Origin of the sequence: Mycobacterium paraintracellulare (assembly GCF_000276825.1) — a bacterium.
In the GTDB taxonomy this organism is placed as follows: Bacteria; Actinomycetota; Actinomycetes; order Mycobacteriales; family Mycobacteriaceae; genus Mycobacterium; species Mycobacterium intracellulare.
The window spans coordinates 5,087,300-5,114,182 of the sequence record NC_016948.1; the positions used below are offsets into that span (position 1 = coordinate 5,087,300).

Below are 26,883 nucleotides of genomic sequence, written 5' to 3' on the forward strand. Positions count from 1 at the left end.
CATTGGTATCCGCTCGATGCACTTGCGTCACCGAAGCGGTACCGAAAACCCCTTGACAAGTAGCTTTTCGTTACAACACCGTCAGCGGCAGCGAACGCCTGGGCTCGAACTGGAAGGTCGATCCGCCGCTGACCCGGACCACCGAAACCTCTGGCAGTTCCTCGGTGGGCGAGTCGGTTTCAACCAGTTCGGCGGTCCAGTCGGTGGCGGTTCCGCTAAGTCGAACCTCGATGCGCGGATCCACCGCGGTGGCGATCGCCTGCAGCGGCTGCACGGATTCCGGGGAGCACAACGAGATCCAGGCACGGTCGTCGTGCGCCGGCGACGGGCGGACGTGCAGCCGGTTCGACTCCGTCTCGGCGACAACGTAGCCCGCGGGGTTCAGCAGCGGGTGCAGCTCGAGCACCCGCAGGACGCCTTCGGCCCCGCCCGGAAGCTTCAGCGCGCGGTGAATGCGTTCGGCGGCCACGCCCGCGATGCCGATCAGGCCGCGGGTGCACACGCCGAGGGATTCGTCGTCGCCGGCGGCACGCGCGGCCACCGCGATCGCGAACGACAGATACAGCAGGTGCATCTGCAGGCACACCTCGTCGGCCATCCGGACCAGCGCCGAATGCGAGAAGGCGGCGAAGTCGAAGTCGGACAGCAACGGGCCCGAGTAGTCCGCCTGCCCCTCGTCCGAGCGATCGATGGGGTCGAGTTCCCATGTCGCGGCGCGGGTTTGGCTGACGACCTCCAGGGCCGGGATGGCCTGCGCCTCGGGGTAGGACTCGTCGATGATGACGGTCCACGCGCAGTGCGGATGCCGGTCCGCCGGCGTTCGCGGCGGGCGGTGGATGGGGCGCACCTGCGCGCGCGGGTTGGTCGCGATCGCGGTGGCGTCAAAGGTCGGGTCCTCGATGGTGTGGCACATCCCGAAGACGTACTGTTCGCCCATCGGCTCCACGTCGAGCAGGGCGCCGCAGTGGTCCAGCTGGAATTCGCCGTGCCAACGGTCGTGGACGGTGTAGCGGAAATCCATGAATTGCGGTGGCGCACCGATATCGAGCTGCAGGCCCTTGAAAATCGTGGGCACGTCGTCGCCCTCGTAGTTCAGCGCTTTCTGCATGCGCCGGGTGTAGATCGGGCTGGCGCCCGCCCATTCCTCGATGGCGATCTGGACCATCTCGTCGCGGCCGAACGAGGAGATGCACCAGGCCATCCCCGACCGGTCGATCAGCTGTCCGATCAGCAGCAGTTCGGGAACCAGGACGACGAGTTCGTCACGGGACAGTTGCGCGTATCGCGAGGGGCTGCTCACGCCCCAAAAATAGACTCGGCTATGTTATAAAGTCAACAATGTCCATCGTTGCCGGCCAGCCGCCCGGTCGCCCCGTCGGGCCCACTCGGCGTACCACCGCGCCCCGCAAGCGCGGCGATGACACCCGGGCGAAGATCATCGATGAGACGGTCCGCTGCATCGTGGAGGAGGGGTTTTCCGCCGCCACCGCCAAGCACGTGGCCGAACGCGCCGGCGTGACCTGGGGGGTCATCCAGTACCACTTCGGGGACCGCAACGGCCTGCTGATGGCCGTCGTGGACGACGGCGTGGCCCGCCTGGTGGACAGCCTGTCGTCGGCCGACGTCAGCGAGCTGCCGCTGCGGGAACGCATCGAGGTCGTCGTCGACAGCGCGTGGGGCTGCTACAGCAGCCCGACGTCGATGGCCGCCTTCGAAATCCTGCGCGAGACCCGCGGCGGCCCGGACCCGTCGTCGCGGCGCCACCTTCTCGACATGAACGCCGCGATCGGCCAGCTGGGGCGGTTGATCACCACCGAACCCGCGCATGCCGGTGTGGCCGAGGTCATTTGGGCCACGCTGCGCGGTGTGGTGCTGGCGCAGATGGTCACGGGCACGGCCATCGATTGGAGCCTGGAACGGCGTGCCCTGATCGACATGGTCACCTCCTACCTCGCCCACCACGACACGTGACCCGCCGGCTCTTCGATGCGAACGCGGACGGCGCACCAGCGTGTGCTGCAATGACCTGATGACCCTCGACGATCTCGCCGATATCGAAGCGATCAAGCAAGTCAAATACCGGTATCTGCGCGCGCTGGACACCAAGCATTGGGATGACTTCGCCGACACCCTGGCCGAGGACATCAAGGCCGATTACGGGCCGTCGATCGGCAACGAGCTGCACTTCACCAACCGCGCCGAGTTGGTGGAGTACATGCGAACGTCGCTGCCCGCGAACGTCATCACCGAGCACCGGGTGACCCATCCGGACATCACCGTCACCGGCGACACCGCAACGGGCAGTTGGTATCTGCAGGACCGGGTCATGGTGTCCGACCTGAACTTCATGTTGATCGGGGCGGCCTTCTACCGCGACACCTACCGCCGCACCGAGGCCGGGTGGAAGATCAGCGGCACCGGTTACGACCGAACCTATGACGCCACAATGTCTTTGGAGGGCATGAACTTCACGCTCAAACCCGGTCGCGCCATCGCCACCGACTGAGGCGCTACTTCGTGATGGCGATGACGGCGCCGGGCCGCAGCCACTTCATGATCGACACCAGCTGAGCGTCGTCGACGGCCACGCACCCCTCGGTGGGCTTGCCGTCGGTGGTGTGGAAGAAGAACGCGGCGCCCCCGCCCGGGGTCTTGTTCTTGTTGACGCCCATCACGACCGCGTGCTTGTACTGCGGAATCTGCAGGTTCTCGCTCTCGGCCGTGTTGAACGGGCACTGGGCCTTCTGGCACACCTGCATCGAGTTGAAGGTGGCGCTGTGGTCGTCGCCGCTCCACCAGTAGTTTCCCCCGGTGATCTGGGTGTAGGGCAGCCCGGTGCCGGGATTCGGCGCGGTGCCGAAGGCGGAGTCCAGGGTGTAGACGCCCATCGGAGTGGCCGGGACGCCGCTCTTGGCCTGCGGCGCCATCCCCGCCGAACCGACGTGGGTGGGAATGCCGGAACGCAGCGACTGCCAGCCGGTGCCGGTGCGCTGGAAGACCTCCATAGTCGCGTTCGAGCCGCCGGTGCTCACCACCGAAACCACCTGTGTCGCATTGCCGACCGCGTTCGCGAACCAGGGAGCGCCGGCAGCCGCGCCGATCGGCGCGAGCACCACCGAGGCGAAAATCACGCACGCCGCAGCGCACAGTGACGTGAGCAGTCGGTGCATGCACTCCATCGTCAGACCCGCGCATCCTCGCGGTCAAGTAAAGCTTTAGCCCCGGTTAGGTCACCGCGCCGTGACCAAATGCCCACCGCCGCAGGGCTTTAGCTCGGACGGTCGGGGCGGGGGGACGAAAAACCCAGAGGCACACCAGGAAATACAGGTATCCCAGCGACCAGCCGGCCAGTACGTCGGACGGGTAATGCACGTTCAGCGCCACCCGGGAGAGGCCGACCGCCGGCAGCGCCACCGCCACCGCGGCGACCGCGATGCGCTGCACCGCCACGTTCATCATCGGCAGCGCGAACGACAGCATCGCGAGCAGCCCGGCGGTCGCCTCGAGCGCATGACCGGACGGAAACGAGGTGGCGGCCGCCGGGACCAGCATGGTCGGCGGCCGCGGGCGGTCGGCCAGCGCCTTGACCGCCGCCGTCGCGAACTCGTTGCACGGCGCGCACGCCAGCACCAGCACCAGCGCGGCCCGCAGTTGGCGCATCACCAGGGCGAGCACCGTCACGGAGATCCCCAGCACGGCCAGCGCGCCCGGTCCCAGCACGAACGACACCGATTCGGCGAACCGCAGCCACGACGGGTGCTTGATCGCCAGCGCCCGCGCCCCGTCCAGCAGGGACCAGTCCACGCGGTACAGCCACGCCCAGTGCTGGCGGTAGCCCACCCACATGAGCGCGTACACCGCCGCGGCCAGCGCGGCGATCCCGGCGGCCAACGGCGTCCTCGGGCGGGTCATCACCCACCGATACCAGCACGGCCGCGGCGGCGGCCGTGCGCCCGCCCCACGGAGTCGCGCCGCGCGGTCATACTGGCGGTATGGCCGTCTTTGTCCGCAGGTTGTTCGGCATCGGCAAGCTGCCCGACGAGCTGCACGCCCAGGTCGAATCGGAAGGCCTTATCTACCTTGCCGATTACGTCGCGGTGACCCGGCGTTTCAGCGGCACCATCCCCGGGGTGCGGTTGCCGCACGGCGTCGCCAGCTACACGGGGTCGCTGGCCTTGACCTCGGAGCGGGTGCTGGCAACGCTGTCGATGCTGCCCCGGCTGGCCGGCCCGACCGTCAGCGTGCGCTGGGACGCGCCGCAGACCGGCGCCGCGAACGTGGAGATCTCGTCGACGGGCCTGCAGGTCGACGTCGATGTCTCCGCGGTCGACCAAAAGTTCAGCGGCGAGTTGTCGCTGCACTACAAGGTCGCCATCCCGGCCGAGGTGCTCGACACCCTGCCGCGGCGGTCGCTGGCGTTCGACATGCCGCCGGAATACGTCTTCCGCGCGGTTGGCGTTACCTATAGTCCCTGATCGTGATCCGCGGCCACGGCGGCTGCCGCAGCACCGCCAGGCTGCCGATCACCCCGGCCAGCAGGCCGGTGACCACCCCGATCAGGGCGATGCGATTCGCGTCCACGGCCGGCGTCCAGGTGGCCCGGCCGTCGCGGATGGCGAAGACCCCCAGCGGTTTGGCGACCACGATGACGGTGGTGCCGTCGGGGGTCTGGTAGGGCTCGCCATAGCCGCGGCCGGCGGCGGGATCGGCGGCCAGTTGCTCGAGGACATCGGAAGGCTTCACGGGACACTCCCTTCGGGACACGTCCACGCTAATGCGGATTTCCTACGATGGCTGACGTGACCGATCAGGCATTCAGCCCGCAGGAGCGGCGCGCCGTCTATCGCGTCATCTCCGAACGCCGTGACATGCGCCGGTTCGTTCCCGGCGCGGTGGTGGACGAGGAGCTGCTGGCACGCCTGCTGCAGGCCGCGCACGCCGCGCCCAGCGTCGGGCTGATGCAGCCGTGGCGCTTCATCCGGATCACCGACGATGCGCTGCGGCGCCGCATCCACGCACTCGTCGACGAGGAACGCCCGCGCACGGCCGCCGCGCTGGGCGAGCGGGGCGACGAATTCCTGGCGCTCAAGGTGGAGGGCATCCTCGATTGCGCCGAACTGTTGGTGGTGGCGCTGGGCGACGACCGCGACAAGCACGTGTTCGGGCGGCGCACCCTGCCGCAGATGGACCTGGCGTCGGTGTCGTGCGCCATCCAGAACCTGTGGCTGGCAGCGCGATCCGAAGGGCTCGGCATGGGCTGGGTGTCGCTCTTCGATCCGCAACGGTTGGCCTCGCTGCTCGACATGCCGGACGGGGCGGAGCCGGTGGCCATCCTGTGCCTGGGGCCGGTGCCCGAATTCCCCGATCGCCCGGCCCTCGAACTGGACGGCTGGGCCGTGGCGCGGCCGCTGTCGGAGTTCGTCTGCGAGAACCGGTGGGGGCGCCTCCCGTCCGCCTGACGAGCCGACGCGGCGGGGATCGCCGCAGCACGTTGCGGTATCGTCGCCGGTCGCGGGGCAAGGTGAGAGGTGACGCAATTGACGCCGGGCAAGGACAACGTGCTGATCGTGCACTGGCACGACCTGGGCCGCTACCTCGGCGTCTACGGGCACCCGGACGTGTCGAGCCCGCGAATGGACCGCCTTGCGGCCGAGGGCATCCTGTTCACCCGGGCGCACGCCACCGCGCCGCTGTGCTCGCCGTCGCGCGGGTCGCTGTTCACCGGACGCTATCCGCAATCCAACGGCCTCATCGGCCTGGCGCACCACGGCTGGGAATACCGCAGCGGAATCCGCACACTCCCCCAAATCCTGTCCGAATCGGGTTGGTATTCAGCGCTTTTCGGCATGCAGCACGAGACGTCCTACCCTAAGCGGCTGGGTTTCGACGAGTTCGACGTATCGAACTCCTACTGCGACTACGTCGCCGACAAGGCCGACGAATGGTTGCGGCAAAGCGCCGATGGCCTGGTGGGACAACCCTTTTTGTTGACCGCCGGGTTTTTCGAGACGCACCGCCCCTACCCCGAGGACCGATACACCCCGGCCGAGGGCGCCGACGTCGAGCTGCCCGACTACCTGCCCGACACCCCCGAGGTGCGTGGCGACCTGGCCGCCTTCTACGGGGCGATCAGCGCGGCCGACGCCGCCGTCGGGCGGTTGCTGGACACGCTGGCGGACACGGGATTAGACGCCACCACCTGGGTGGTGTTCTTCACCGACCACGGCCCGGCGTTCCCTCGCGCGAAATCCACGCTGTACGACGCGGGAACCGGCATCGGCATGATCATCCGGCCACCCACTGACCGGGGTGTGACGCCACGCGTCTACGACGAGCTGTTCAGCGCCGTCGACCTGGTGCCAACGCTGTTGGGGCTGTTGGGAATCGACGCCCCCGCCGACGTCGACGGTGTGTCGCACGCGGGCGTCCTGCTGGAGGCGGACCCGCCCGCCACGCCGGTGCGCGACGAGGTGTACACGATGAAGACCTATCACGACTCGTTCGATCCGATTCGCGCGATCCGCACCAAGGACTACAGCTACATCGAGAACTACGCGTCGCGGCCGCTGCTGGATCTGCCCTGGGACATCGAGGAAAGCCCGTCGGGGGTGGCCGTGGCCCCGCTCGTCACGGCGCCGCGGTCCGAGCGGGAGCTCTACGATCTGCGCGCCGATCCCACCGAAACCACCAACCTGCTGGCCGACGACGGCGCGGACGTCGAGGACGTCGCGGCCGATCTCGCTGTCCTGCTGCATGATTGGCGCCAGCGCACCGGCGACGTCATCCCCTCGGAGTTCGCCGGCACCCGCATCGCCGCGCGGTACACCGAGACGTACCTGCAGATCCATCACGGCGCCAAGCCGACCCCGCGGTCGGCCATCGCCGCCGACCGGGGCATCGAAGAAGGCAAGCCCGCGCAGCGATAGTCGCGGCTGGTCCGATGGTGGCGACCCGCTACGCGCGGCCCGCGCCGCCCACCACGGCGACGACGAAGACCCGCCGGAACGGGAAGATCGTCGAGCCGTCTGAGCGCGCCGGATAGGCGTCGGACAGCAGCGGAATCAACTCCTCGCGGAACTGCTGCCAGGTGTCGTCGTCGAGCCGCTCGCGCACCGGGACCAGCGCCGTGCCGGTGATCCACTCCAGCACCGGATGCTCGCCGGTCAGCTGATGCAGATACGTGGTCTCCCAGACGTCGACCCGGCATCCCGCGTCCAGCAGCAGGTTGGCATAGTGCGCGGGCGGCTGCACCACCGCACCGACGCGAAACGGTATGTCGCGCAACAACTTCGCATACGGCTCACGGCGGGCCAGCGCCCGCACCGCCGCGTAGGACGGGGACTCGAAGTTGCCCGGCATCTGCACCCCGATCCACGATCCGGGCGCCAGCTCGCCCGCCCACCGCAGCAACAGGTCGGCATGCTCGGGCACCCAGTGCAGGGCCGCGTTGCTGACCACCACGTCGGTGTCGGGCTGGGGCTTCCAGTCGCGCAGGTCGCCGGTGACGGCGTCGATGCCGCGCTCCTTGGCGGCGGCCACCATCTCCGGGGAGCTGTCCATCGCCTCGATCACCGCGTCCGGCCAGCGCCGGCCCAGGTATGTCGTCAGGTGTCCGGGCCCGCAACCGAGATCGACGACGCGGCGCGCCCGCTCGGCGCCCACCCGCGACAGCAGATCGTAGAAGGGCCGGCCGCGGTGATCGGCAAAGGCCAGGTAGACGTCCGGGTCCCACATGTCGGTCCTCCTGATCAACGCGCCGTCGCTAGCCGGCTGATAGCAAACCGTATTACCCCTATGGTGCACCGGCATCACCGCCGTGGTCCCGGGATAAGACCGTAGCGACCGAAACCGGTCGAACATCCTGGAAGCGCGAGCCCGTCCGGCTACCATCGGCGTTCGTGGCGCCCGACATGGATCCGATCGACCCGCCGGTCCCCGTTCCAGACGTTCCCGGCGCCGATGTGCCGGCCGGCGCCGGCGGATTACCCCCCCACTCGGCGTTGTCGCCCCGTCAGCGAATGGTAGTCGAGGCATCGGCCCTCGGTGATCTGGCCCTGCGCACCTGGGTGGCCTCGCTGCTCACCACCACGGTGACACCGTTCGTGGTCGCGGGCGCCCTGCGGCAATCCGATGCCTCGACCGAGCGGAGCAACCTCGACTTCTACGCCGAGCTGGGGGCGGCGGGAGATCCCGCGCGGTCCTTTCCGGCGCCCACCGAGTTGCCGCGGGTGACCTCGCGTCGCGCCAGCCCGCTGGCGGAGTGGGTCGCGCGCGGCACGGTCGACAACATCGCGTTCCCCAGCAGCTTCACCGCGATCAACCCCGCGATGCGCGCGCGCTGGAGCGCGTGGGGATCCAACAACATGGTGCGCGCGCAGCACTGGCGCCACGACGACGGGCCGCGGCCCACGCTGTGCGTCATCCACGGCTTCATGGGGTCGTGGTATCTGGCCAACGGGCGGTTCTTCTCGCTGCCCTGGTACTACCGGGCGGGCTACGACGTGTTGATGTACACGCTGCCCTTTCACGGCAAGCGGGCCGAAAAGTTCTCGCCCTTCAGCGGTTTCGGCTATTTCGCCGGCGGTCTCAGCGGTTTCGCCGAGGCGATGGCCCAGGCCGTGCACGACTTTCGTTCCATCATCGACTACCTGCGCCACACCGGTGTCGACCGGATCGCGCTCACCGGCATCTCGCTGGGTGGCTACACCTCGGCGCTGGTGGCCTCCGCCGACGATCGGCTCGAGGCCGCCATCCCCAACTGCCCGGTCGTCACTCCCGCGACGCTGTTCGACGAATGGTTCCCGGCCAACAAGCTGGTGCGGATGGGCCTGCGCCTCTCCGATATCAGCCACGAGGCGTTGAGCGCCGGCATGGCGTACCACTGCCCGCTCAGTTACCCGCCGCTGGTCGGCCGGGACCGCCGGATGATCATCACCGGCCTCGGCGACCGGATGGCGCCGCCGGACCACGCCGTCAAGCTATGGCGGCACTGGGATCACTGTGCGCTGCACTGGTTTCCGGGCAGCCACGTGTTGCACGTGAGCCAGTTGGACTACCTGCGCCGGATGACCGCGTTCCTGCAGGAGGTCATGTTCTAGCGGCCTCGAGGGTGTCGGTGGTCTCGGTGGTTGCCGAGTTGGTTTCCGGGCCGCCGGCCGACGACGCCCGATGGGCCCCGCCGACCAGGGTGGGCCAGTGCAGCTGGGCGAGCAGGCCCGCGGGCGCGGTCGTGTGTCCGTCCAGCCGCGCCGTCGACAACAGGTCCAGCGCCGTCAGTGCGGGCAGGTGGTTCCCGCGCTGCGGGGTCAGCCCGTCCAGCGGCGCCGTGCGCTCCGGCGGGGTGTCGGTCTGGAACGCGCACGCCACCGCGACGGTGGGGTGGGCCTTGTCGCCGGCGATCTCCAACGCGGTGCAGGTCTCGCGGGCCGCATGTGACCGGATGGCGTCCAACGTCTCCGGCAAGGCCTCATCCACCCGGATCTGGTATGCCGCAATGTAATCCGATGCGCCGCGCTGCACGCCGCGCCACCGCTCGCGGGGGTTGGACGTCAACAGCCGGGGAACGTCGTCGGGTGCGACGGCGGTCGCTTCCCATCCGATCTCGCGGAGGTGGTCGGCCAGGCGCCGCGCCGCGACCTGGGCGGTCTCCTGCAGCGGGATCCGCGGCGAGCGGGCCCGCAGCGCGGCCAGGTTCTCCGGCGCCGACACGGTGAGCCCGATCCAGGTCTCGCGCCGCGACGCGTCGGAGGCGTTGTCCCGGCTGGTGATCCGGATCTTGTCCGCCCGGATGCCGTAGCGGTCCAGGTAGCCGGCGATCAGCGGCAGCGGCAGCACATCGGAGTCGTCCTCCGGTGCGCCCACCCGGACCAGGGCGGTGGTCGCCGTGGCGGGGGGCTGCGGGGTGAACGCGTTGGCGCGCCCGATGATCGCCAGGCGGCGGCGCACCAAGGTGGTGAAATACAGGCCACCCCACCAGCCGAACAGCACGATCACGACGGCCGCCGCGATGCCGAGCAGCCAGTAGTCTCGTGGCGATCGCCACGGGTAGGCCATAACCGCGGGCACAATGGCCAAGAGCGCCAACGTGATTCGCCCGCTCCCGGGGGTAGGTATCGACATCTTCACGGGGTGGGGTCCTTTCGACGGCGTGCGGCGATGGTGGTGACCGCGCCGGCCACGGCGACCAGCACGGCCAGCACGGCGGTGCCGACCACCGCGACGGTCCGCGGTGTGGTGTTCTCGGGCGCCGGGGCCGGAGGCAGAGCGACCTGCTTGGCCGCCGCCCCGCTCGGCTGGTCGCCGGCGGGCAACTGCCAGGTCAGCGCGGCCACCGGGTCCACGCTGCCGGCGCCGACCACGTTGGACGGGTCGCGGGCGCCGTTGTGCGCGGTCGCGGTGATGCGATGCGTCACCGCGGTGGCGGACAGATCGGGATACTTGCTGCGCACCAGCGCCGCGACGCCGGCGACGTAACCGGCCGCGTAGCTGGTGCCCTTGAGGGCGACCAGTTGCTGATGGTCGTCGGGCAGGCCGTTCGCCAGGCCCGCGCCGTCACCGTTGCCCACCGACACGATGCGCTCGCCCGGCGCCGCGACACCCACCCACGGGCCCGCCACGGTGAATTTCGACGGCTGGCCCTCCGGGGTCAGCGACGCCACCGAAAGCACGTAGGGCTGCCACAACGACGGGATGGACACGGAGGTGACGCCGGCCCAGTTGCGCGGATCGTTCGGACGGCTCAGGTCGGTGAGCGGGTTGGATTCGCACGACGTCCCACCGGCGAACGATCCGGTCGGTCCGCTGTTGCCCGCGGCGGCCACGATCACCGCGTCCTTGTCCACCGCCGCGTAGCGCACGGCGGCGCCGAGGGCGGCCTGGTCGACGGGGCGGTCGACGGGCAGGCAGGTGGCCGAGCCGACGTCGATGACCCGGGCGCCGAGGTCGGCCGCGTGCACGATGGCCCGGGCGAGGGTCGTGACCTCGGTCGACACCCGCGCCATCAGCGGGTCGCCGCCCGGCGTGCGGGGGGAGAACCTGGCCGACGACGTCCTGATCGACACCACCCGCGCCGCGGGGGCCACGCCCGAGAACCCGTCGTCCGGCGACGGCTGGCCGGCGATGATCCCGGCGACCAGCGTGCCGTGTCCGTCGCAGTCGGTCAGGCCGTCGGTGGCCTCGACGAAGTCGCCGCCCGGCTCGACATTGGGCAGCCGCGGACCCGGCCGCACCCCGGTGTCGAGGACGGCGACCAGCTGACCGTCGCCACGCGAGAACTGCCATGCCGCAGGCAGATTCAGCGCCGACTGGCTGGGCGTGGGGGCGCCCGGATCGCTGCCCGGGATGACCCCGGACGTCACGCACGGTCCGCGCTGCTCCATCGGCTGCACCGGCCCCGGCGCCCCGCTCGGTGGGGGGACGCCGGGATCGACGGTCGGCGGGCTGATCGCGAAAGCCGGCGGACTCGTCCACGTCGCGGTGGCCGGCAACAGGGCCAACACCGCCGCGAAGCAGGCTGATGCCGATCGAATCATCGATTGAGCACCAGGCTGAACAACCCGACCACGAACGCCATGACGGGGATCAGCGAGGCGTCGAGTCCCGCCGCGGCGAAGCCCACCAGCCGGCGCACCGGAAGCGAATAGCTCTCCGGCTCAGCGATTCCCGGGTTCAACGCCAGCACGATCCACACCGCCACGAGCGCCAGGAGCACCACGGCCGCACCGAGGGCGGCGCCGTAGCGTCCCGTCGCCGTGTAGATCACCAGCAGCACGCCGGCGGCCAGGAAGGGCTGGGCGAGCAGCCATGCCTTGCAGGCGGCCGAATCCCACACCCGGGCGCGCAGCACCGATGCCGCGGCGGTCGCCCCGACCACGTACCAACCCGCGCCGCTCAGCGTCTCCGGGCGCAGCGCGATCGTGACCGAGCCCAGGACGCTGAGCAACACCGCGGCGGCGATGAATCCGCTCTGGTGGGCGTCGCTGATCCGGACCCGGCGGGGCAGGTCCTCGAGCACCTGCAGCGAGGGCGCCGACGGCGTGGGATCCCCGGGCGCCGGGATGACCGGCAGCGGGAAACGGGCCCACAGCGCGGACATCTGCGCCGCCTCGATGGTGACCAGCAGCGCGGCCACGATCAGTCCGCAGCCGATGGCGACCAGCTTGACGTGCCAGAGCAATTCGGCTCCGGCGGCCAGCAGCACCGCGGCGCCCAGCACCGCCGTCGCGGTGAAGAATCCGGCGATACGTTCCCGTTCGGCGCTAGGCACCATCAAGGCGATCAGCGACCACGCGGTGACCCCGGCCGCGGCCAGCATCACCTGCGCCGGGCCGAACCTGCCCGGCACCGCCAGCACCAGCGCGGCGGCGATGGGCACCAGCGCGGCGATCGACAGCGCCGTGCCGGTGCGCGCCGAGCGCGCCGTGACGAGCAGGCCGACGATCGCGGTCAGCGCCGCCACCGCGCTGACCGCAACCAGCCCGGACAGCGCGCCGGTGGCGACGCGGTAGGTGACCGACAGGCCGGTCGCCAGGAAGGCCACGGCGATCGCCGCGGCCAGCGCGCCACGCTGGATATGCGTTGTGCCCCAAGGCTTGAGCCGAGAGGTGGAGAAAATCATCGCGGCGTCGGCGATGTCCTCGACGATTCCGGGTGCGGCCGGGCCGGCCGGCACCGGCTGCAGCGCGAGCAGGTCACCGTCGACGACGCCGACCGTGTCCAGGCTCGCGTCCAGACTGAACGGCGCGCCACCGATGGGCGCCAGGCTCAGTTGGGTCGCGCCACCGACCTCGGCGGCGCCGCGCGAGCCGGAGGCGTCCTCGCCGTCGCCGTTCGCGGTGGCCGGGACCACCAAACGCTGGACCGCGGGCAGGATTTCGCGCAGCGGCAGCTCGGCGGGCAGGGCCATTTCCGTCAACCTGCTGTCCGCGAGAATTGCCACGCGGACGATCGGCATGACGGTTCCGGACGTCACCGGACCCTCGAAGATTGTTGCGGCCGTTCCTGGAACATCGTGCTCTCTTCTCTATTTCTTTCAGTGTTGGACGGACAGTGTTGAATTCGAAAAGTCTCGTGCTAGCCGGTGTTCGGCGAACCATCCGGCGTCGGGCAATTGGGCGGTCAATTGTTCGATCGCGACGGCGATCGCGAACGGGGTGCCGGGCGCGAAGGTCGAAACCCACTCGCCGTCGAACGCGCGGGACGGGCTGACCAGGACCCGGCCCTCGCTTGCGTCGACAATGCTCATACCCACCTCGGTGGTGGAGTGTCGACCGTCGCGGTGGCAGCCGGCGACGATCTCGACGTAGCTTCGCGACCCGTTGAACACCGACTCCACCACAGGACGCGCCGATTGCGGAATACCAAGATAGTCAAGGACTTCGGCGAGTGGAGCACCGGAACGCAGCCGCTCGTCGGCGCGGGCGCCCACCCGGGTCGGCATGCTGAACTCGTCGAACCGAGCCGGTTGCCGCTGGGCGAGCCCGACGCACAGGACCGGAACCAGGGCGCGCGGATCGTCGATGTCCATGGCGGTGAACGTGATCAGCTGCGCGCTGCGCAACGCGACCACCGTCCTCGACGGCCGGCCGCCGGCCCCGGCGCGCTGCGCGACGATGCCGCGCAGTAGCTCGCCGGCGCCGCCGGCCGCACCGGCGTCCTTGGCGGGGCCGACGTAGCGCAGGTCGAGCCACCGCTCGGGAAAACACACCACTTTGATCCACTCGGCAACCGCGGGGTTGATGAGCCCGCCTTCCGATACCAGGCCCATCTGGGTGAGCTCCGCCTTCTGACGGTCGAGGAACGCGTTGCGTTCCGCGGCATCACGATAGGGGCAGGTGATTGCCAATACCCACGGGAAGCTTCCCGCCCCAATCGTTTCCGCGATGAACCACGCGTGGTCGACCGTCAGCTCGACGGCGTTGGGAGCTGGTTCCATCAGGCTCGTTCAGCCACGAACTAGCCGCCCCACTTGGCGGCTTCGGCCTGGTCGCGGGCCAGCATCGACATGGTGTTGGCCTCGTGGGTGCTGGCCATCGACTGGTACGCGCGCACCAGGCTTTCCATGGCCTGGTTCCACTGGGCCTGCCACACCTGGTAGGTCATACCGGTGTCACCCTGCCAGGCGTTGGACAGCGTGGCCTGTTCGGCGGAGATGTCGGCGCCGAGCCCCTGCATCGTGCCGGCGTAGCCCGACATGTCGGCGGCGTGGCTCAACATCGCCGGGTAGTTGTACATGATCTGCGACATCAGAAGTCCTTTCGCGGTTTGGTGGCGTCTAAGGGTGGCTGGATCAGAACGCGGTGTAACCGGAGGCGGCCGCCGCGTCCGCGGCCACGTAGGTGCCGGCGGCGTCGCCGAGGTTGGCCTGGGCGATATCCAGCAGCGTGTTGACCCGTGCGGCGACCTCCACGAACCGCGCGTGCGCGGCCTGGAACGCCGCCGAGGACTCGCCCTGGTGGAAGGCCTGCGCCGACATCGCTTCCTGCTCGGCCTGGCTGATCGTGCTGCGCAGCAACGCGGCCTTGGCGCTGAACGCCGACTGCGAGGCAACCAACTGCGGGATATGAGCGTCCAACATACTCATGGTGATTCCTTTCTATTGCGTCCGTTGGGGTTTGGAGTAGTTCACCTGGATGTGGCTGACTGCCTTATCCCCCCTTCCCCGGTTCGGCTGGGCCCCTACCGTTGACGGCGTCCTGCTCCCACGTGCCGGGCACCATCGGCATCCGTGGGCCGCCGCCGAAGTCGTCGTCGGCCAGCTTGGTCAATCCCGCCGCCTGAAACGCCTTCTGCCTCTGCTTGGTTCCGGCGAACCCGAGCGGTCCGGCCCCCTGGGCCGAAGCCACCGCGGCAGCCAGCTCTTCCTCGTCGCCGTAGTCCGGGGGCACACCGAAATCGGATTCCATGTCCGCGAATTCGTCGGCGTGGTCGTGCAGCGCGGCTCGCCGCCTGCGCCGAGCCCGCGCCTCGGCGCGGGCCGGTGCCGCCGCGCCGGCCGCCGGGATCGTCGCCGCGGGCGCCTTGGCCCCGCCGCGCCCGGTCAGGGTGGGACCGACGCCGGTGTCCGGGTCAGCGCCGTAGGCGACCACGTAGGCCAAGTTTCCGGCCGCCGCCGCCGGCGCCGGGGCCGCCGGCGCGCCGGTGCCGGCCGCGACTGTGGTGGCTGGGGCGGCGGCGGGAGTCGCCACCGTCGGCGCCATGGCGACCGCCGGCAGCATGGACGGCTTGTTCGACGCCAGCACGGGGGCCACCGCGGCCGGGGCCGCCGCCTCCGGCGCGGCCTCGGCCGGCGTGGTGAGCAGGGAGCTGAGGCCGATCCCCAGCAGCAGCGGAATCAGGAACGGTGCGGTCAGGATCGCGCCCCAGGTCGGCCAGCCGACGGCGTTGAAGAACACCTGGTAGGCGATGAAGAACAGCAGCGGTCCGTTGGCCGCCAGGAACGCCGGCAGGTTCGAGAAGAAGTCCTGCAGCATCTGCTGGATGTTCTGGAAGAAGTCCTGCAGGAACTTCGACAACTGCTGGATGAAGTTCTGCCACCAGTCCCCGGTGTTCTGTGCGGCGTTGGACGTGAGGTTGTTGGTCTCGCTCCCGGGATTGACGATGGTCGGCGCGGCCATGGTGCGGGGCGCCGCGGCCAGCGCCGAACCCGAGACGGCCTGGTAGGTGCCCATGGTGGTGGCCGCCTGAACCCACATCCGCGCGTAGTCGGCTTCGTTGACCGCGATCGGAATGGTGTTGATGCCAAAGAAATTCGTCCCCACCAACACCGCGTGCACGGCGTGGTTGGTGGCGAGCTCCCCCAGTGTCGGCATCGCCGCCAACGCCGCCGTGTACGCCGTCGCCGCGACCTCTTGTTGCGCCGCGGCGCCCGCGCTGTCGGCGCTGGCCTGCTGCAGCCAGGCCAGGTACGGCAGGTGGGCCGCCACATACTGCTCGGCGCTCGGCCCTTCCCACGCGCCCGCCTGCGCCTCCCCCAGCAGCGCACTGAGTTCCCCGGCCGCCGTGGCGTATTGGGCGCTGAGCGAGGTCCACGCACCGGCGGCCGCCAACAGCGGCCCCGGTCCCGGACCGGCGCTCAGCAACGCCGAATGCACCTCTGGTGGCGACGCCATCCAGATGGGGGCGAGGGGGGCAGTCATCGTCAGGCGCCCGCGATCCCGAACGTCGCAGCGGCCGCGGTGTCACCCGCGAGATAGCTTGCGCCGGCTTCCCCGACGCCGAGACCGGCGCGGCCCAGCTCCTCGACGCCCTGGGCCGCCATGGCCGAGTGCTCCTGGCCTTGAGCGCTGAATCCCATGGCCGTCTGCAGCGACACCGGATCGACCGCCGGCGGGACCACCGCCGTGATCGCCGGGGCCGCCGCCGCGTGTGCGGCGGCCAGCCGTGCCGTCAGCGCCTCCACCGCGGCGCTGGTGGCGGCCAGTCCTTCGGGAACCACTCGCAGCGTCATCTCTACTCCTCCCGTTGCGCTTCACTTGCCATTACGGATTCCCCGATCAAGGGGTTGATCAACTGCACGTACGTCGGACCATCGCTGTCGCCCAACAGGATCGCCCGCCCGGCCGGCAAGCGGCCGAATCGTTGGCCGCGGATCTTGCCGCTGTCTTGCGGGTTGCCCGCCAGCATCAACGTGGTGGCCTGCAGGTCGTTGAAGCGGCGCAGCAGCGGGTTGGTCATCAACGCGTGTCCCGAACCGGTGGCCCGCGCGGTGACGATCACCCGGATCCCCAAATCGGCTGCCTGCGACAGCAACCCGATCAGCGGAGACCACGGGCGCTGCCCGACGTAGGGGCCGCTCATCGCCGGCGAATCCGGAATCTGGTCGACGTCGTCGATGATCAGGTAGTGCGTCTGGCCCGCGAACGTCCAGCGCGACAGCTCGGCCGGCGACAGGCCGGCCGGTGGCCGGCGCGACTCGATCAGGTTGGCCAGCCCCAGCATCGCCGGGATGATGCGGTCGATGTTGGCCGTGTACTCGTTGTCGGCGAACAACGGTTCGTCGACGAGGTGCAGCCGTCGATCCAGCACCGTGAAGGCCACCTGGTCCGGCGTGGAGTGTTCGCGGACCGTGCGGATGAGGTGGCGCAGCAGCGTCGTCTTCCCCGACTTGCTGTCACCGAACACCATCAGCAGCGGGTTGTCGGCGAAGTCGACCACCACCGGCGCGAGGTCCTCCTCGCGCTGGCCGATGACCACCTGTTCCGGCCCGCGGTACAGCGACCCGACGGCATCCGGGGCGAGGTTGGTGGGCAGCAGCCGCACCGGGGGCGCCGCCATACCCGGGTACCGGTCGTTGATCGCGGCGATCTGGTCCAGCTCCGGGGTGGCGAACAGGAAATGCTCTGCGGCCATGGTCAATCCGCGACCCGGCTGGTCGTGCGGCACCGCTTCGGCGGGCCGGCGCAGGGCGCCCACCACCCGCACGTTGCTGTCCCGCGGATCGTGCAGCTTGAGCTCGAGCCGCAACCCCAGGCCGTCCCGCATCGACAGCGGCACCTCCAGCCAGCTGGGCGTGGTGACCACGACGTGGATGCCATACGCCAGCCCGATGTTGACCAACTCGGTGACCTTGGCCAGCAACGGGTTTCGCGTGTTGAACTGGTCGGTGTTGTCACGGCCGAACGCGTAGAGGTTGTCGATGAGCAGGAACACCTCGCCGAACCCGTCGTCGGGGACCCCACCGCGGGAGTCCCGGAACGCCTCCCGGCGCTGCCGCGACAACAGCAGCTGCTCGAGCTCGCCGAAGGTGCGACGGATCCGTTCGGGCTCCAGCGCCGAGGCGACGCTGCCGACGTGCGCCAGGCCCTCCATCGCACGGAGCTTTCCGCCGCCGTAGTCCAGGCAGTAGAACGTGACCTCGCGCGGCGAGTGCAGGCTGGCCGCCGACAACATGAACGTCTGCAGCGCAGTCGACTTCCCCGACTTGGGGCCACCGTGGATGACCATGTTCCCGGCCGACGACGCGGCATCGAAGATCAGCGGGTCGCGGCGCATCTCGAACGGCTTGTCGATCTCACCCAGCGGCCACTGCCACTGCCGCGGCGGCACACCGGCCCGGGCCAGCATCGCGCTCACCGGGATCGGCTCGTCCAGCGGCGGCAGCCACAACTGCGGCGCGCGCGGCCCGTACCCGGCCAGCTGGTCGCCGATGGTGGCGATGAGCTTGCGCGGCGGCCCGGTCAGTTCGACCTCGTCGGGGCTGGTGATCACGGTGTCCTGATCGGGCTCGACCCGCCCGGCCGTGAACACCTTGGGCTCCGGGATAGACGGCACCACAAGCGATTTGGCCTTCTGCGGCGGATCGTAGATGCCGTCGACATAGGTGCTGCGGAACTTGATCGGGGTCGCGCCCGGCGCGGGCACCAAGAAGCCCACGCCCTTGTGCTCCTTGCCGGATTCGATGTGGTAGGCGTCCTCCACCCCGATGATCTGGCGGGACACGCTGGGACTGGCCACCTTCAACCCGATGCGGTAGGAGGTGTTCTTGTCGATGTCCTTGATCTTGCCGACATCCAGCGTCTGCGACGCGAACAGGATGTGGATGCGGAACGAACGGCCTTTGCGGGCAACGTAATCGAACAGCTCCGCGTACTCCGGGTGGTCGGCCAGCATCAACGTGAACTCGTCGGCCACCACGAACAGCGTCGGGATCGGCGCCAGGTCGTGCCCGGCGGCGATGGCGTTCTCGTACTCGACCACCGAGTTGAACGCGCTGCCCTGCACCCGGCGGCCGGCCTCGCGCAGCAGCGTCTCCCGGCGGGCCACCTCGCCGCGCAGCGTGTCGGCGAATCGGTCGGCCAGCGACTTCTTTTCGGCCATGTTGGAGATCACCGCGACAACCTGCGGGAAGTGGCGGAAGCTGTCGGCCCCCGCCTCACCCTTGAAGTCGGCGTAGATGACGATCAACCGGTCCGCGGAATGAGTCGTCAACAGCGACAACAGGATCGACATCAGGGTCTGGGACTTACCCGATCCCGTCATACCGATCATCAGACCGTGCGGGCCCATCCCGCCCTCGGCCTCGTCCTTGAGGTCGAACATCAGCGGCTCACCGGTCGCGGTGACCCCGATCGGAACGCGCAGCTCGTCCTCGCGACGCCGCGGCGCCCACAGCGTCGGCACATCCAGTTGCGACGCGTCCGGGATGCCCAGCATCGTGGTGAACGTGGCGCCCCGGGTGGCCGCCGAACGCAACCCCGTGTGGGTCGGGTTGGAGTCCCAGCGCGACAGCTGGCGCGCCAGGTGGGCGGCCTCGTCGGCGCCCAGTTGGTCGGCGTCGTCGATGTACGGCTGCCAGCCGCCGGTCTGCCAACGCTCGATGGAGTGGGTCCGGGCGCCCGCGCCGTCCGCCGCGGTGATGCGCAGGATCGGCTTCTCGGGGTCCGAATACTGTTCGCGGTGCGGGGCGGTGGCGCCGCGGTGCACGACGGTGACGCCCGCGCGGCCCATCGCCAGCGTCGAGGCGTTCAGGTCGTAGTCCGGGTCGTCGACGATAATCAGCAGGTGCCGCAGCGCGTCGGCGGGTTCGCCGGTGAACGCCGGGCGGTCGACTAGCGCGGACCCCAGCTTGGCGACCAGTTCGTCGACGTTGGTGGCCATCAAGCGGGCCGGCCCGACGCCGTCGAGCTCACCGGGAATGTCAATGTGCGGCAACCACTTCAGCCACGACCAGTCCGGGCTCTCGAGGTCGGGGGTGACCAGCGCGACCCCGAGCACGGTCGGGTCGTGCCAGGTGACCGCCTGGGCCACCCAGGCCCGCATCGCCGAGCGCGCCTCGTCCTCGGAGCCCAGCACGGTGATTCGCGAGACCTTGGCCAGGTCGATCCCGGTCGGCACGTCACGCACCGTGCGGTGGGTGTCGAGCAGGCTGCGTAATGCGCTGTGCGACACCGGTTCCAGGTCGATTTCGTCCGCGGTGTCGTTGACCCGCAGCGCGGTCGCCAGGGGCACGTGGTGGCGTCCGGCCCGCAGCACCAGGAAGTCGGGATCGTGCGGGTCGCGCTCCCACTGACGGCGCGATCCGGGCACGGCGGCCAGCGCCGCGGGCTCCGGGTGGGACCACTGCGCGGCGGCGCGCTGCGCGGCGGCCTGGGTGCGGATGTTGTCCCGGACCACCGACAGGTAGCGCAGGTAGTCGGCGCGTTCGGCGTCGACCTCCTCGGTGCGCGTCTTGTTGTCGTTGCCGCGGTACATCGCCGTCGCGGCGAGCAGCAGCACGAACGGGAAGAACAGCGTCTGCGGGGAGATCAACCGCATTCCGGTCGCGAACAGCGCGACGATCATGCCGACGATCAGGATCACCAGCACGTACGGCATCGCGCGGCGCAGGAACGACGGCGGGATCACCCGCGGCAGCTCGGGCGGGGCCTCGATGGCGATGGTGCCCTTGCGGGTCACCGGCGGCGCCAGCCGGCGGCGCGCTTCGAAGATCAGTCGGCTCATCGGGGGGCTCCCTCGGCTTCCCTAGCAGCGGCAGTGACGCGGCCGGGCTTCTGGTCGGGCGTCAGCCCGTCGTGTGCCAGCAGCGCGTCGGCGCGCGATAATGTCGGGCCGCTCGCGAACAGCGACAGCACCGACCACGGGATCGGGACCGGCGACCCGGTAAGGCCAAGGGCCTCAACGGTTTTGTTCTGCCCGGCGGCCGAGTGCTCGGCCTCGTTGTCGATGCCGTAGCGGACACCGGTGTCAGAGACCCAGAACAGCGACCCGGCGCCCGGCGAGTTCGGCCCGCCGCCGACGGTCTGGGTGAAGTAGCCGGTGCCCGGCGCCAGGGCGACGCGGGCGGCGGTGGCCGGCGAGCCGCCGCCCACCAGGTCGACGGTGCGTATCGATTCGGCGACCGGCAGGGCCGAGCCCGTCAGCAGGTTCACCGAGCTGCTGGCGGCCTTGGCGGGCTTGCTCCAATAGGCGCACATGACGGGCGATTTGGCCGCATCCACCACCCCGACCTGCTGGTCGGGGTACCGCGCGGTGTCCAGCATCCGCGACACCGGCAGCTTGGCCACCGCGTCGGCGCCCAGCCGCGGCGGTTGGTCCAGCCCATAGGAATTCGTGTTCCGCAGGATCGCGGCGAGCACCGGCGAGATCTGCTGCAGGCCGTCCGGCAACACCGCGTAGTAGCGCGGCGCCCCGGAGGAGCTCTGGTCCAGGGTGTAGGACACCACGACCCCACCGATCGGTGCCGGCACGGTAAAGGGCGCCGGCGCACCGGCGTTCGGGATGCCGGGCGCGGTCAGCGGCGGGGCTTCGGGAATCGCGTTGAACAGGCCCAGGGCGATCGGGCGGGGCGCGGGGATCTCGGAGTTGCCCTGCCCCAAGCCAAGTGCGTTCGTGATCGCTTGGTCGGTGAGGTTGATCTGACTGCGCTTGCCGTCCCACAACAGCCACGTGGTGCCGTCACGGTCGGCGAGCATCGCCTGCCGCGGCGGGAGCGTGGCGGCGCGGGCGCCGCTGCTGTCCGGCCGGCCGGCGATCACCGTGACACCGGTGCTGTGTGCGGCGTGCCCCCCGGGCTCGCTGACCGCGTCGCACACCGTCCAGTTCGCATCGGTCGAGGGGTTTTGCACCATCCGTTCCGGCGCACCGGGGATGCCGATCAGGTTGCCGCGCGGAAACCGGTCCAGCTCACTGCTTTTCACCATGGTCGGGTCCACCGGCCGACCCGTGATCAGTCGGGCCGAGGTCAGGTTGAGCACCGGATGCAGATCCTCACCGACACGGACATACAGCGCGGCGGTGGACCGGTCGGCGAGCACGGCGTTGGTGCCCGCCGTCCCGTTCGGACGGATCAGCGAGAACACGAAGCAGCCGGCCAAACCGGTGACCAGCAGGACGGCGCCCATCGCCACCGCGCGCGACTGCGTGCGCAGCGGGTCGACGAGCATCCTGGTGTCGTGCAACGCGATACCGGAGGCGATCCGGCGCATCACGAAACGCCAGCCGCTCACCTGGTGCCGGGTGACGAAGCCGCGGCGGTACTCGACCTGGTCGGGATTGTCGTTGACCGGGGTCCGAGACGAGAACGAACGGCGTTCGTCGGGTTGCTGATTGGACGTCATGCCGGCACCGACAGCCCGAGGCCGCGCAGCAGCGGCTCAACCGACCTTGCGACGTCGTCGTCGGTGATCGTCATCAGCTCCTCGTCACTGAATTCGCCGGTTCCGGCGTGTTCCGAATGGTCGAGCCGGAACTCTCGTTCTTCTTCGGAGCGTTCGACGATGTTTCGCACGAATCGACCGTTACCGGCGATGTCCAGGTTGCGTCGCGAAATCCCGTTGGCGTCGGGTGTCGACTCGGTCGCCAACTTCGTGAACAACTCCTCCATGTGGTCGAGCGCGGCCTTTTCGAAAATGCTGTCGCGCTGCTCGGCCATCTTGTTCGCGATCTCGACCAGTTCCGACGGTGCGTAGGAAGGGAAGTCGATGTTGCGGGTGAATCGGGAACGCAAGCCCTCGTTGGTGTCCAGGAACTTGTCCAGGTCGGCCCGGTACCCCGCGATGATGACCACCAGGCGGTCGCGGTCGTTCTCCATCCGCGCCAGCAGCGTGTCGATGGCCACCAGCCCAAAGTCGTTCTTGGCGCCGGTGGCGACCAGCGCGTAGGCCTCGTCGAGGAACAGCACGCCGTCGAGCGCGCTGTCGATGATCGCGTTGGTCTTGGCCTCGGTCTCGCCGATGTGCTGGCCGATGAGATCGGCGCGGTGCACCTCGCGGATGTTCTCCCGCTTCAAAAGCCCCAGGCCGCAATAGATCTTGGCGACCACGCGGGCGATGGTGGTCTTACCGGTTCCGGGCGGGCCGGCGAAGACCAGGTGGTGGGCGCGCTGCGCGACCGCGAGCCCACGCTGCTTGCGGACCAGCTCCATGGCGACCGAGCTCTTCAGCCGCGACACCTGGTTCTTGACCTCTTCGAGGCCGATGAACTCGGCGAGCTGGCGTTCGGCCTCGTGCAGCAGCACGGCCTTGCGTTCGTGGGCGGCGGGGTCGACGAAATCCTCGGCGCTGGGCTCGGTTTCGGGATCCCACGGATCGGTGCGGGCTTCGATGCGCGCCGCCGTGGTGGTCACGATGCCGAAACTGGTGTCGGTCAGGGCCTGTTCGACCTGTTCGTTCTCGGGGTGGGCCGCGTACAGGTCCTGCAGCACTTCGCTCGCCGCGTCCTCGTCGACGTGGGCGCGCAGCACCAGCGCTTTGGCCAGCGCGCCGTCGACGGCCGCCACCGCGACCGGCCCCTCGGGCTCCTCCAGATAGGACAGCGCCGGGGCGAACATGCCCAGCCGGGCCAGCGCGGTGCCGAGCGCGATCTTGGCCGCGTGCGAGAACGCCTCGTCCAGGTCCGTGTCGTTGACGATCGGGGTCAGCAGTTTGACGACGTCCGACCAGCGCTCGGCGCGGTAGTTGATGACGACGGACACCCAGCGGGCCTCACGCCAGTTCGGTCGCTCGGTCGTCAGGCCCGCGACGATCGCGTCGGCGTCAGCAAACCGTCCCGCCGTCGCGAGCGCGGCCGCGTAGGCAAGGTGGAAGTCGTCGGGAGTGGTCGCGCGGAACTGTAGATACAGTCCGGTGTCGTAGCGGAAGCCCAGCGAGTTGGGTGCCAGGTCGACCTGGCGCTGCAGCACGCCCGCGGAGGCCGCGGTGCGCGACACCGCCTCGAGCACCCGCAGGGACGTGTCTCCGGCAGCCGCCAGCCCCGTCCACGCGTCGCATTGATCGTGGGCGATGCGGGTCAGCGCGGCGAAACCCGAACGCGCGGCGGCCAGGTCGGCCGGCCGCTGGCGTTGGTAGACGACGATGCCCAGCGCGCGGCAGCAGGTGGCGAACCGGCTGACGACGTCGCCGTCAACGCGCGTGTCCACGCGCGAATTGGCCGGCTGAACTGTGAGCATGCCGGTGTCACCGTGTTCCACGGCCGCGTCTTTTCATGTATGTAGTCTCCCCTAACCTGACCCGCCTGAAGTTAGCATTGCATAAGCTAACTGTCGAGGCGTTTGGGCCTGTCCGACTCACCACTGCACTGCCCTTCTTCTACCGCCGATGAGGACGTTCTGGAGAGGGTTTAGCCGCATTTTCGGCATACTCACAGCCGCACGCCGTGCGGCCTCACAGCAAGGCCTCACCTTACTGAAAATCATTTTCATTTTCAATCTCGGCACGCCACCTCGGCGCCCACCGGCTCGGCCGAGCGGATCAGGCACGACATCGTCCGCACCGGCGCGGTCATGGCAAGGACTCCTCGACGATCGGGTTGTGCTCGACGATCGCCCCGACCCGCAGGCCGGTGGAACGATCACGCAGCCACTAGTCGGCTGGCGGACCGAAAAAGTTCCGGCGTTGGTCGCTGCCCGAGCGAACTCGCCCGGCCTTCCGTGAAATCCGCCCGAGGGCTCAGGTGCGGACGGCGCTCACCAACGTGTTGCGCGCGATCATCGGGCCGGCTTCGGTCTCCGGCCCCGGCACCGGGCGGCCGACCTCGCGCAGGTAGTCGGCCAACGGGGTGCCGACCGCGGTCCAGCCGCGGTTGCCGAACCACTCGGTGGCCGGCGCGCACTGCTCGTTGTAGACCAGCTGGAAGAACACGCGCTGGTCGCCCTGCGCGGTGGCCGCGCGTTCTTCGGCGACGGCGGTCTCGAAGTCCTCGGGGTTCATCGGGGCGCCGTCCTCGACGGCGACGTGGCTGCCGTGACCGGCCAGCCCGTCGATACCGGTGAACAGCTGCTCCTGGGCGCTCGCCGGGAGATAGATCAGCAGGCCCTCGGCGATCCACGCCGAGGGTTTGGCCGGGTCGAAGCCGCTGTCGCGCAGGGCTTGCGGCCAGTCCTCGCGCAAATCGATGGCGATCTCGCGGCGCTCGGCGCGCGGCTCGGCGCCGACGCCGGCGAGCACCTCTCGCTTGAAGTCGAGCACCTGCGGCTGGTCGAGCTCGAAGATCGTGGTCGCGGCCGGCCAGTCCAGGCGGTAGGCGCGCGAGTCCAGGCCCGCCGCCAAGACCACCACCTGTCGCACGCCCGCGTCGGCGGCGCGCCGGAAGTAGTCGTCGAAGTACTTGGTGCGGGCGCCCTGGAAGTTGACGAAGTTTTCGCCGAAGTCGGCGGTCTTCAGCTGGTGGTCGGGGTCCTTGCCGTCGAGGACGTCGGCGGCGGCACCGCCGACGGCGCGGCAGAAGATCTCCGCGTACGGATCCACGGCCAGCGGGTCGGGCTTTTGCGCCTCCAGCGCCCGCGCGGTCGCGACGAACAACGCGGTCGAGCCCACGCTCGTGGTGATGTCCCAGGTATCGCCTTCGCTTCGCACCCCGCCCACAGTACGCCGCCGCGACTCGGCCCCTTTTCGGCTGGCGCGCAACGGTAGTGGAGCGCGTCGGCGCGGTACGGGCTACCGGCGACCGTAGCGGCGGTGGAACTTCTCCACTTGTCCCGCGCTGTCGACGATGCGGCGGCTGCCGGTCCAGAACGGGTGGGAGTCGGCGGTGACGTCGACGACGACGAGCGGATAGGTCCGGGTTCCCCGCGCCGTCTGCCACTCGACCGTCCGCGGGCTGGTGCGGGTCGACCGCGTCAAGAACATGGCGCCGGTGGTGGCGTCCTGGAAGACGACGGGGTGGTAGTCGGGATGCACGCCGGGCTTCATGAAGGGTCCTTGCCTTGCTGGGTGTGGCCGGCCACGTTGTCGGCGGCCTCGGTCAATTCCGCGCACGGATCCTCGTGCCAATCGCCGAACGGGTCGTCGTAGGCGATCCAGGTGCGCGGGTTCCGCATCTCCTCCTCGGTGAGCAGCGCGCCGCGCAGGGCGTCGAGGACCTCGTCGGTCCGGGCGCCGCACACCAGGATGGCCATCGCGGTATGCCGATCACCGTGCCGGTCGTCCCAGCCGAGCGCGGCCAGCGCGCGTCGCTCGGCGTCGACGCCGTCGCGCTCCGGCCCGCTCATCGCCGCCAGCCATTTGCCGGCCGAGCTCACCCGCAGCCCGGGGCCGGCCGATTCCAGCCACATCGCGCGGTCGGGATTGCTGGCCAGCCACAGCCGTCCCCGGGTCCTGATCACGCCGTCGAGCAACAGATCCAGGGCGGCGTGCAGGCGCTGCGGATGAAAGGGGCGACGGGCGTTGAATTCCACCAGGCTGATCGGACCGCGGGACTCCAGCGGCGGCTGCCCAGCCAGCAGCGGGCCGTGCGGGTCGTCGCTTCGGCCGCGGCGCGCGTCGCGGTACAGGTTGTTCAGTGCGTCCTCGATGCCGCCGGCCCCCACGCGGACGCGGGCGCGCGGCGACAGGCGACGCAGCACGGCCGCCACGAACGGGTTGGCGCGGTCGAGCACGACGACGTCGGCGAACTCGGCCTGTCCGATCACCACCTGGGCGTGGGTGCGGCCGTCGTCGAGTTCCTCCTCCCCCAACGCCTGGTCCAGCCAGGCCGCCGAATCGACGCAGGTCACCACGGCGGCGATCGCCACGTCCAGGGCCGCGGGCCCGTCGATGTACCCCGGCGCCACCCGCACCCGAACGTGCTTGATGGCCAAGCAGATTGGTTCGGGTTCCAACCAGGGCGCCAGGTGCACCACGATCCGGTCCACGTCGTCGCGGCGGTGCAGCCGGCGCAGCAGCACCAACAGGTCGTTGCGGATGGTGCACGAGACACAGCCGTGCGCGAGTTCCAGTCCGTTCTCGGTGCTGGTCAACACGCCGTCGGACAGCGACGCCGTCGTGCGGCGCACCACGTGACCGTCGAATCGGTGCTCGACGACCAGCGTTCCCGGCGTCTGCAGCATCGCGCCCACAACGGCGTCGGTGTCCCGCTGGCCGGCGACCAGGATGACGGGCGTCCGCATCGTCCTCCTTATTGATAATCATTTTCATCTAAGCCGTTCCTACGGTACCGTCCGTGGGGGAC

25 protein-coding genes are annotated in these 26,883 nt (G+C 69.7%); 6 read left to right on the plus strand and 19 right to left on the minus strand.

The genetic code is table 11. The features are described 5' to 3' along the window. Nucleotides 1-70 precede the first annotated feature (70 nt). Nucleotides 71-1,300, minus strand: coding sequence for a hypothetical protein (locus OCQ_RS23685; protein WP_008261630.1), 1,230 nt, complete (start codon nucleotides 1,298-1,300; stop codon nucleotides 71-73). A gap of 38 nt (nucleotides 1,301-1,338) precedes the next feature. Here OCQ_RS23685 and OCQ_RS23690 point away from each other — a divergent pair, with 38 nt between their 5' ends. Both OCQ_RS23690 and OCQ_RS23695 read left to right on the plus strand, forming a co-directional pair. Then, complete coding sequence (locus OCQ_RS23690; RefSeq protein ID WP_014385959.1) at nucleotides 1,339-1,971, plus strand: TetR/AcrR family transcriptional regulator; 633 nt, start codon at nucleotides 1,339-1,341, stop codon at nucleotides 1,969-1,971. Nucleotides 1,972-2,029: 58 nt separating this feature from the next. Continuing rightward, entirely contained in the window at nucleotides 2,030-2,506 is a 477-nt protein-coding gene (locus OCQ_RS23695; RefSeq protein ID WP_014383424.1) for a nuclear transport factor 2 family protein, read from the plus strand. A 4-nt stretch (nucleotides 2,507-2,510) separates the two neighbouring features. Here OCQ_RS23695 and OCQ_RS23700 read toward each other — a convergent pair whose 3' ends face one another. Next, entirely contained in the window at nucleotides 2,511-3,170 is a 660-nt protein-coding gene (locus OCQ_RS23700; protein WP_009955662.1) for a L,D-transpeptidase family protein, read from the minus strand. Between the two features lie 55 nt (nucleotides 3,171-3,225). After that, nucleotides 3,226-3,912: a phosphatase PAP2 family protein gene (locus tag OCQ_RS23705; protein ID WP_041785273.1), complete on the minus strand. Its 687-nt coding sequence runs from the start codon at nucleotides 3,910-3,912 to the stop codon at nucleotides 3,226-3,228. A gap of 80 nt (nucleotides 3,913-3,992) precedes the next feature. Here OCQ_RS23705 and OCQ_RS23710 point away from each other — a divergent pair, with 80 nt between their 5' ends. Then, a complete protein-coding gene (locus OCQ_RS23710) occupies nucleotides 3,993-4,475 on the plus strand; it encodes a mitochondrial porin family protein (protein ID WP_014385961.1) in 483 nt (160 codons plus the stop codon). Here OCQ_RS23710 and OCQ_RS23715 read toward each other — a convergent pair. After that, a complete protein-coding gene (locus OCQ_RS23715) occupies nucleotides 4,459-4,743 on the minus strand; it encodes a hypothetical protein (RefSeq protein WP_014381356.1) in 285 nt (94 codons plus the stop codon). The two genes, OCQ_RS23710 and OCQ_RS23715, sit on opposite strands and share 17 nt — an antisense overlap. A 47-nt stretch (nucleotides 4,744-4,790) precedes the next feature. Between OCQ_RS23715 and bluB the strand changes: the two genes are divergently transcribed. After that, on the plus strand, nucleotides 4,791-5,459 hold the full coding sequence (gene bluB / locus OCQ_RS23720; protein ID WP_014381357.1) for a 5,6-dimethylbenzimidazole synthase: 669 nt from the start codon (nucleotides 4,791-4,793) through the stop codon (nucleotides 5,457-5,459). Nucleotides 5,460-5,528: 69 nt separating this feature from the next. Next, complete coding sequence (locus OCQ_RS23725) at nucleotides 5,529-6,926, plus strand: sulfatase family protein (RefSeq protein WP_014385962.1); 1,398 nt, start codon at nucleotides 5,529-5,531, stop codon at nucleotides 6,924-6,926. Nucleotides 6,927-6,954: 28 nt separating this feature from the next. On the opposite strand, the gene OCQ_RS23730 is transcribed toward OCQ_RS23725, so the two are convergent. Then, nucleotides 6,955-7,734, minus strand: a complete 780-nt coding sequence (locus tag OCQ_RS23730) for a trans-aconitate 2-methyltransferase (RefSeq protein ID WP_009955670.1) — start codon at nucleotides 7,732-7,734, stop codon at nucleotides 6,955-6,957. Between the two features lie 176 nt (nucleotides 7,735-7,910). On the opposite strand from OCQ_RS23730, the gene OCQ_RS23735 reads away from it, so the two are divergent. Next, a complete protein-coding gene (locus OCQ_RS23735; protein WP_085978357.1) occupies nucleotides 7,911-9,098 on the plus strand; it encodes an alpha/beta hydrolase family protein in 1,188 nt (395 codons plus the stop codon). Here the strand turns inward: OCQ_RS23735 and eccE are convergent. The 14 genes from eccE to mrf form a co-directional block, all read right to left on the minus strand. Beyond that, a complete protein-coding gene (gene eccE, locus OCQ_RS23740; RefSeq protein ID WP_041785830.1) occupies nucleotides 9,088-10,119 on the minus strand; it encodes a type VII secretion protein EccE in 1,032 nt (343 codons plus the stop codon). The genes OCQ_RS23735 and eccE overlap by 11 nt on opposite strands. A 2-nt stretch (nucleotides 10,120-10,121) precedes the next feature. Then, on the minus strand, nucleotides 10,122-11,531 hold the full coding sequence (mycP, locus tag OCQ_RS23745; protein ID WP_014381361.1) for a type VII secretion-associated serine protease mycosin: 1,410 nt from the start codon (nucleotides 11,529-11,531) through the stop codon (nucleotides 10,122-10,124). Beyond that, the gene (gene eccD / locus OCQ_RS23750) at nucleotides 11,528-12,952 is read right to left on the minus strand and encodes a type VII secretion integral membrane protein EccD (RefSeq protein ID WP_085981113.1); all 1,425 of its coding nucleotides are present in this window, start codon (nucleotides 12,950-12,952) and stop codon (nucleotides 11,528-11,530) included. The genes mycP and eccD overlap by 4 nt, the downstream gene beginning before the upstream one ends. A gap of 78 nt (nucleotides 12,953-13,030) precedes the next feature. Beyond that, nucleotides 13,031-13,933: an ESX secretion-associated protein EspG gene (locus OCQ_RS23755; protein ID WP_008261661.1), complete on the minus strand. Its 903-nt coding sequence runs from the start codon at nucleotides 13,931-13,933 to the stop codon at nucleotides 13,031-13,033. Nucleotides 13,934-13,953: 20 nt separating this feature from the next. After that, entirely contained in the window at nucleotides 13,954-14,244 is a 291-nt protein-coding gene (locus OCQ_RS23760; protein ID WP_008261663.1) for a WXG100 family type VII secretion target, read from the minus strand. 43 nt (nucleotides 14,245-14,287) lie between these two features. After that, nucleotides 14,288-14,581, minus strand: coding sequence for a type VII secretion system protein EsxG (gene esxG, locus OCQ_RS23765; RefSeq protein WP_008261664.1), 294 nt, complete (start codon nucleotides 14,579-14,581; stop codon nucleotides 14,288-14,290). Nucleotides 14,582-14,645: 64 nt separating this feature from the next. Continuing rightward, complete coding sequence (locus OCQ_RS23770) at nucleotides 14,646-16,136, minus strand: PPE family protein (protein WP_036429551.1); 1,491 nt, start codon at nucleotides 16,134-16,136, stop codon at nucleotides 14,646-14,648. 2 nt (nucleotides 16,137-16,138) lie between these two features. Further along, nucleotides 16,139-16,447, minus strand: a complete 309-nt coding sequence (locus OCQ_RS23775; RefSeq protein ID WP_008261668.1) for a PE family protein — start codon at nucleotides 16,445-16,447, stop codon at nucleotides 16,139-16,141. 2 nt (nucleotides 16,448-16,449) lie between these two features. Continuing rightward, nucleotides 16,450-20,439: a type VII secretion protein EccC gene (locus tag OCQ_RS23780; RefSeq protein WP_014385965.1), complete on the minus strand. Its 3,990-nt coding sequence runs from the start codon at nucleotides 20,437-20,439 to the stop codon at nucleotides 16,450-16,452. Then, on the minus strand, nucleotides 20,436-22,055 hold the full coding sequence (gene eccB / locus OCQ_RS23785) for a type VII secretion protein EccB (protein WP_008261687.1): 1,620 nt from the start codon (nucleotides 22,053-22,055) through the stop codon (nucleotides 20,436-20,438). Before eccB ends, OCQ_RS23780 begins: the two co-directional genes overlap by 4 nt. After that, entirely contained in the window at nucleotides 22,052-23,905 is a 1,854-nt protein-coding gene (gene eccA3 / locus OCQ_RS23790; protein ID WP_008261690.1) for a type VII secretion system ESX-3 AAA family ATPase EccA3, read from the minus strand. Before eccA3 ends, eccB begins: the two co-directional genes overlap by 4 nt. Nucleotides 23,906-24,383: 478 nt before the next feature. Then, on the minus strand, nucleotides 24,384-25,289 hold the full coding sequence (locus OCQ_RS23795; protein WP_008261692.1) for a class I SAM-dependent methyltransferase: 906 nt from the start codon (nucleotides 25,287-25,289) through the stop codon (nucleotides 24,384-24,386). Between the two features lie 81 nt (nucleotides 25,290-25,370). Further along, nucleotides 25,371-25,625, minus strand: a complete 255-nt coding sequence (locus OCQ_RS23800) for a type B 50S ribosomal protein L31 (protein ID WP_008261694.1) — start codon at nucleotides 25,623-25,625, stop codon at nucleotides 25,371-25,373. Further along, nucleotides 25,622-26,821, minus strand: a complete 1,200-nt coding sequence (mrf, locus tag OCQ_RS23805) for a ribosome hibernation factor-recruiting GTPase MRF (RefSeq protein WP_008261696.1) — start codon at nucleotides 26,819-26,821, stop codon at nucleotides 25,622-25,624. Before mrf ends, OCQ_RS23800 begins: the two co-directional genes overlap by 4 nt. Between the last annotated feature and the right edge of the window lie 62 nt (nucleotides 26,822-26,883).